Genomic DNA, 7,011 nt, shown 5'->3' with positions numbered 1-7,011 from the left:
TTTACGTTCGGCCCGACCTGGCTGTCCCGGTCCGACGTCAAGGTGCGGATCGACGACGAGATCCGGGAGGCCGCGCTCGCCACCTCGACCACCCCGCGCCCGCCGGCCCCCGGTCGACCCGGCTTCCCTGGCGCGCCACCGGGCGGACCGGGCCCACGGATCGGGTACCCGGGCGCACCGAACGGCCCGAACGGGCCGGGGAGTCCCGCCACGCCGGGGAGTCCCGCCATGCCGAGTGGTCCCGGAGCACCCGGTGGTCCGGTCAGCCGTCCGATGGGGGGATACCCACCACCGGTTGGGCCGGGCTGGGGTGGATTCCCGCCGGGCAACACTCCACCGCCGCGGTCGACCCCACCGCCGCGGCCGCTCGGCCCCGGGTACGGCGGCCCCGGCGGCCCCGGGTACGGCGGACCGGGCGGCCCCGGCGACCAGACGTACCGGCCCGGTCCGGGGGGACCGGTGCACGGGATGGCGGGGGTACCACCGACCGCCACCCGCCAGGCCGGGCACCAGTCGAATCCGAACGCCCGTAACCGGACGCCGCTCATCATCGGAGCGGTCGCGTTCGTCGTCATCGTCGGCATCGTGGCAGCGGTGACGAACTCGGGCGGCGGCAGCCGCGGCGGTGACCGCGGCGGCGGCACGGCACGCCTCGCAACCGCCTACCGGGGAACGGCGCTGTCGGTGCAGGGCCTGAGCCCCTACAGCGTCGATGTCGATCCCGACGGCTCGCTGCTCGTCTCCAGCCTCGCGACGGACCGCATCCAGAAGATCACCCCTGCCGGGGCGGTCAGCGACCTCGCGGGCACCGGAGCCGGCGGGATCAGCGGCGACGGCGGCCCGGCCAGCGCGGCGCAGCTTGACGGGCCCGGATCGACCACCCGTGACAAGGCCGGCAACATCTACATCGGGGACGCGAAGAACAACCGGATCCGCAAGATCAGCCCAGCCGGGGTAATCACTACGATCGCCGGCACCGGTGACGCCGGTTACGGCGGCGACGGCGGCCCAGCCACCGCGGCGAAGATCAACGGCCCGAACGATCTCCAGATGACCGACGACGGCACCCTCTACTTCGCCGACCTCGCCAGCGACACCATTCAGAAGGTGACCCCGGGCGGGATCATCACCACCGTCGCCGGGACCGGCGAGGAGGGCTTCTCGGGTGACGGCGGCCCGGCCACCCGGGCCAAGCTGAACGTGCCGTCGCTCACCGTCGGCCCGGACGGCCGGACGCTCTACCTCGCCGACTACCGCAACCACCGGATCCGCCGGGTCGACCCGAACGGCGTGATTACCACGATCGCCGGCACCGGCGGCGAAGACTCCGGCGGCGAAGGCTCCGGCGGCGACGGCGGCCCAGCGGCCGCCGCCCAGTTCAAGAACCCGAGCTCGGTCGCGGTCGACGGCAGCGGCGCGCTCTACATCGCGGACAACGGCAACGACCGGGTGCGCCGCATCGATCCGAACGGCACCATCACGACCGTCGCCCAACCGGGCTAGGGTATCGCCGGTGACCTAGGGTATCGCCGGTGACACGGATGGTCGGACGACTCGTGACGACCATCGTCCACTCCCCGGACTCGTAGCAGCCGTGAGGACTGACCGTGGATGACGAGCCTGACCGACGATCGGTGTTACGGACCGCCGGAGCCGGCGGGCTCGGACTCGCCGCGCTCGGGCTCGGTGGCGGCCTGATGAGCGCCTGCCAGCAGGAGGACGCCCCCCACCCGACACCGACGGAGATCGACTGGCGCACGCTCGACGAACGGCTGATCGGTCCGCTGCTGCGACCGACCGATCCGGACTACGCCGTCGCCAGCATGCTGTTCAACCCGGCTTTCGACGCGGTACGCCCGCAGGCGGTGGTCCGTGCCATGTCTGCGGGGGACGTCACGGCCTGCATCGACTTCGCCCGCTCCACCGGGATACACCTCGTCGCGCGGGCCGGTGGCCACAGCTACGGGGGCTACTCGACGACGACCGGGCTGGTCGTGGACGTGACTGCGATGGCGTCGGTCCGGCCGGGGCCCGACGGCACCGCGCTGATCGGGGCCGGAGCGCTGCTGATCGACGTCTACTCCGCACTCGCCGAGAACGGGCTGGCGCTGCCGGCCGGATCATGCCCGACCGTCGGCATCGCCGGGCTCGCCCTCGGCGGCGGCATCGGAGTGTTGAGCCGGCGCTACGGTCTGACCTGCGATCGGATGGTCTCCGCCGAGGTCGTGCTGGCCTCCGGGGAGACCGTGCGCACCGACGCCGACACCGAGCCGGACCTCTTCTGGTCGCTACGCGGCGCGGGCGGGGGCAACGTCGGCATCGTGACGTCGTTCACCTTCGCCACCCATCGGGCGACACCGTTGGTGCTGTTCACCTACCGCTGGCCCTGGGACGTGGCCGCGGACGTGCTCACCGCGTGGCAGGGCTGGATCGCCGACAGCGGCGGCGCGCCAGAGGACCTGTGGTCGACCTGCGTCATGACCTCGATGCCGACGACCGGGGTCACCGGCAGTCCGGCCCTGCGGGTGAGCGGCGTGCTCGCGGGCGGCGCCGACGACACGCGGATCACGTGGCTGCGGGATCGACTCGCCAACCTCGTCGCCGCCGTCGGCCGGAGGCCCTCGAGCACCTTCGTCGCCCAGCGTGGCCATCTCGAAACGATGCTGCTCGAGGCGGGCTGCGCGGGCAAAAGCGTTGACACGTGCCACCTGCGCGACCGGACGCCCGGAGGCACCCTGCCACGGGTGGCCCAACGGGCCGCCTCGGCGTTCCTCGCCGAACCGATGCCAGCCGGCGGGGTCGAGACGATGCTCGCCGCGCTCGAGCGACGCCAACGCACGCCCGGGGCCGGTCCGGGTAGCATGATCTTGGATTCCTGGGGCGGCGCGATCAACCGGGTCGGCCCGGGTGACACGGCGTTCATGCACCGCGACACGCTCGCCAGCGCCCAGTTCGTCGCCGGGTACTCCGTCGACGCCTCCCCGGCGGACAAAGAGGCTAACCAGAGCTGGTTGCGATCCACGGTGGCGGCGACGGCGCCGTTCATGTCGTCGTCGGCGTACCAGAACTACATCGACCCGGACCTCACCACCTGGGCCGATGCGTACTACGGGGCGAACCTTCCACGGTTACGCCAGGTCAAGCGCGCCTACGACCCGGACAACCTGTTCCGCTTCGCGCAGAGCATCGCGCCGTCCTGAGCGGTCCCGGCGGTCCCGAGCGGGGGCTTCCCCGGCCAGGCCGGCCATTGCCCCGGGCAGCCACCCCGCGCCGGGAATCGAGGTCGACCGACCCGGGGTGGCATGCACTATTAGATCCGTTCACGTATCCGTTGCCTACTGCCCACCTATGGTCAGATCCCTGTCCATCCGCTGTCCCCCGGCCCCGCCACCGCGCAGTTCACTCACCGCTCCGGCGATTCATCTTGCGGCAACTACTCAAGGTGAGTACACACATGCTGTCGGTAACACACCGGCGTTGGTGTCCGTCTGGCCGTGTCGACTGGGTTTTCTGTGAGGTCCTCGATGAAAAGAATCTTCTGGCCGTATGGTGTCGGGCTGTTCGCCCTGTTCTTCGCGGTGACGGCACCGGGTAACGCCGCCGATGTAGTGCACAGCGCCGTCGGTGCGCTCGGTGGTGTGGCCGACGGACTGTCCACCTTCGTGTCCCAGGCGGCTACCTGACCGGAGCGACAGCACACCCGGAGTGTCCGGAACAGGAAATCCGGATCAGGAAAGCTGCCTAGCCAGCGGCCTGGTCACGGCCACGGTCCCACTCCAGTCCGAGATGTCGGATTCGACGACCCCCCACCGCGCTCCCTTGGCTGTGATGACCCGGCCGTCGCCGATGTACATCCCGACATGGCCCGGTGCCTCGGCGGTGCCGTCGGGGCCCGGGGTGAACAGCAGGTCCCCCGGCTGCGGATCGACGCCCGCGACCTGCGGGCCGAACCGCAGCTGGTCGGTCGTCACGCGGGGGAGCTCGATGCCGATGCGGCGATACGCCTCCCGGACCAGCGACGAGCAGTCCCAGGCCTCGGGACCGGTCGCACCCCAGACGTAGGGCTTGCCGATCTGCGACTGCATGAAGGCGACCATCGGGGCGACCGAACCAGCGGGGATGCCGACGCCGAGCTCCAAGGCGTCGCCGTACACCTGCGCCTGCGCGAGGATCGCGCGGACGTAGTTACGCGTCTCGGTGTACGGCGGAATGCCGGCGAAGGCAAGCACCGCACCCGCTCCCGCGTTGTACGCGGCCAGCATCTTCTCCTGGGCCGCGCCGGACACGGAGGCGACCGAGGCCGCCACCGCGCAGTCGTACCGGGCCGCCGCGGGGATCGCATCGGCCGGGTTCCACACGTCGCCCTGCCCGTGGGACGCCCACGTCCCGGGCATGAACTGGGCGATCCCCATCGCGCCCACGGGTGACCGGGCCCGCGGGTTGAAACCCGACTCCTGGTGTAACTGGGCGGCCAGCAGGGCGGGAGTCACCTCGGCGCACCCGGCCGCGTTCGCCGCATCAATGATCGTCTGCAGGTACTCGGCCGGGATGCCGTCGGAGTTCCTGATGGTCCGGTTACCCCCGCCCTGATCCTGGATGAAGGGACCGGCGATGATCAGAATGAGGACGAAGACCAGCATGACAACGCCGCCGATGACGAGAGCCGCGCCCGCCCCCGTCCAGACCAGCCAGCGGGAACGCTTACGAGTGAAGCCGCGGGCCATCACGCCTCACCGGCCCGGTGCGTCGCCGGCGACGCTCGACAGATCCGCGCCGGCGACCCGCCACGTCCCGTCGGTCTGGCGCAGGAGAGTGAGCGCCGGGGTGGACAGCGCCACCACCGGGGCGGCGCCGCCCGCCGCCGTCTCGCGGCGCACGTTCAGCTGAAGCACCACCCGACCGGTGGCCGTCGTGTCGATCCCGCCCAGGGGCGTGGTCGCCAGCACGGTCACCCGCGAGTGGGTGCCCGCGGCGCGCACCTCCTGCCACGCCTGGCCGTCCTCGCCGGCAGCGGTTCCGGGCCCCCCGGCGCCCGAACCACCGAGGCCCGCACCCCCGGCGCCCAGGCTGGCCGCGAAGTCCTCGGTGAGGCAGTCGCGGGCCCGCTCGACACCGGCTGCCGGGCCGGGGTCCGTCCGGGCGTCGAAGGACTGCCAGCGCGTGAAGCAGTCGGCGGCTACCGCCGCCGGGTCCTTCCGGTCCACCTCGCCGGTGGGTAGCGCAGACGCGGTGGCCAGCGGCGGACCCGGCGCCTGACTCGCCCCGGGCGGTGGCCCCGTGGTGGCGGACGGGGCGGGAGACGGAGCGGGGGACGGATCGGCAGCACTGCCCGGCGCGCCGCATCCGGCCACGGTGCCCACGGTGAGCAGCAGTCCGACGGCCAGCCAGAACCGGGGCCTCACCGCGGCCGGCCGGAGCGAGGCGGCACCGAGGTGAGATCGCTCATTCCCGACCGTCCAGCCAGTCCCGCACCCGCCCCCGACGCACCCGCCACTGGTGACCGACCTTGCGGGCCGGGATGGCCCGTTCCGAAAGCAGCTTGAGGACGGTGCTCTCCGACAACCGCAACCAGGTGACCAGTTCATCGACGGTGAGCACTTCGTCGTCGTCGGAGGGTCGGGAGGGCGCACCACCGGCGGGCGTCGGCGCGAGCGGAGGGGGCGCGAACGGAGGCGCCGCGGCGGCGGGCGCCGGTGTGCTGCGGGAGGCGACGGTCGGTGGCATGCCGGTCGGGCGGGCCGAGGCCGTGCGGACCCGGCCGGATGCCGCCGGAGCGGACCGGGCCGGGGCCGAGCCGACCGGGGATTTCGCGGGCGTCGCGTTCTGCGGTGCGCCGGATCGCTGGGATGGCCGAGGCGTCGCCGTCGAGAAGCCGTCCTGCGCCACCGACGCTCCTTTCCCATCTGCCGCACGCACGGTGCCCGTGTAGTCCAGGCCGCCCCCAGCCCGCCGCGTCGCGGATCACAGCCGAACCGTCCGCCGGTTCGTCCCCTCGATCCGGACGGCACATCTCCGGTTCCGGAAGGTACACCGACCCACCCAGGATGGGTAGCTTCGACCAGAGCTTGTCATACTCGAATGACTCGTGTTACATCGATCCGACCGCAGCCGAGCGCAGATAACAGTAAGTAACCTTAACTGGCACTAGCTAACCTTAGAAGGCCGGGAGGTCGACGGCGCGTGAGCGATGTGCCACAGGCACCGTACGGTGAGGAAGGCGACGCGCGGCCCGTTTCGCTCATTGGTGCCCGCATACCCTCGCCGGTCTCCCATCCCGACGGTCCGCCCATCCGAAACGATCAGTACATACGAGACGATCAGTACGTACGGGACGAAGCGGCAGGCACCGAAGACGTAAAGTCACCTCCCCATGCACGATCCGGGCGCCGACGACATCGACGGCGGGGCGGAACGGGCTCGCCGCAGCCACTCGACGAAGCGTGGCAGAGCGAGGCATTCCACCTCGATGATGCGACATCGGCGGCCCGTTCGGGTGCGGACCGTACAAACACGTCCGACGACATACCGCCATCGGTGCCGGGTACCAGGACCGAGGCACCCGGCACCGGGCCGGGCCGGGTGACCTCGGGCGCGGACACCAGCTCCCGGCGCACCCGCGGCGCCGCTGCCCGGCGCGCCGGCCGCCCGTCGGTGATTCCGCCCCGTAACCAGGCTGATCCCTCCCGCCGTCCAACCCGGCCGGCAGATCCCCGCGGTTCGACCCCGGTTCCCCCAGGCGCGGTGGAATCCTCGCAGGAGGTGAACACCGCGCCGGGTGGCAGCGCGTCAAGTGGCAGCGCGTCGGGTGGCAGCGTGCCGGGTGGCAGCGTGCCGGGTGGCAGCGCGTCAGGCCGAGGCGTCAGCCCGGTTGCGCGTCCTGGTTCCCGTGGCGGCCCAACTGCGGTACCACCACACCCAACCGGGCCACTGCCGGCCCCGAACGGGCCGCGCGTCCGGCCGCCGCGCGCCTCCGCGCCCCGTCGTCCGCAGCCTCCGCGGCCGCCGCGGACG

The 7,011-nt window shown here is 72.1% G+C and carries 6 protein-coding genes; 3 read left to right on the top strand and 3 right to left on the bottom strand.

Features of this window, described 5'->3' with window-relative positions:
- The 3 genes from AC08OU_RS20815 to AC08OU_RS20805 all read left to right on the top strand — a co-directional run.
- Positions 1-1,503 (top strand): NHL domain-containing protein (locus AC08OU_RS20815; RefSeq protein WP_476605611.1); only part of this gene is annotated, 1,503 nt, incomplete at its 5' end.
- 104 nt (positions 1,504-1,607) lie between these two features.
- Positions 1,608-3,200 (top strand): FAD-binding oxidoreductase, encoded by a 1,593-nt coding sequence (locus AC08OU_RS20810; RefSeq protein ID WP_476601299.1) that lies wholly within the window; start codon positions 1,608-1,610, stop codon positions 3,198-3,200.
- A gap of 324 nt (positions 3,201-3,524) precedes the next feature.
- Complete coding sequence (locus AC08OU_RS20805) at positions 3,525-3,683, top strand: hypothetical protein (RefSeq protein WP_462202948.1); 159 nt, start codon at positions 3,525-3,527, stop codon at positions 3,681-3,683.
- Between the two features lie 45 nt (positions 3,684-3,728).
- Here AC08OU_RS20805 and AC08OU_RS20800 read toward each other — a convergent pair whose 3' ends face one another.
- The 3 genes from AC08OU_RS20800 to AC08OU_RS20790 are packed head-to-tail and all read right to left on the bottom strand — an operon-like array spanning position 3,729 to position 5,886.
- Positions 3,729-4,724: a C40 family peptidase gene (locus AC08OU_RS20800; RefSeq protein ID WP_476601303.1), complete on the bottom strand. Its 996-nt coding sequence runs from the start codon at positions 4,722-4,724 to the stop codon at positions 3,729-3,731.
- Positions 4,725-4,730: 6 nt separating this feature from the next.
- Positions 4,731-5,402 (bottom strand): hypothetical protein, encoded by a 672-nt coding sequence (locus tag AC08OU_RS20795; protein ID WP_462187215.1) that lies wholly within the window; start codon positions 5,400-5,402, stop codon positions 4,731-4,733.
- 40 nt (positions 5,403-5,442) lie between these two features.
- Positions 5,443-5,886 (bottom strand): helix-turn-helix domain-containing protein, encoded by a 444-nt coding sequence (locus AC08OU_RS20790; RefSeq protein WP_476601300.1) that lies wholly within the window; start codon positions 5,884-5,886, stop codon positions 5,443-5,445.
- Between the last annotated feature and the right edge of the window lie 1,125 nt (positions 5,887-7,011).

The organism is Frankia sp. CcMO1 (assembly GCF_977945845.1).
This window is presented reverse-complemented; position numbering and strand designations above follow the sequence as displayed.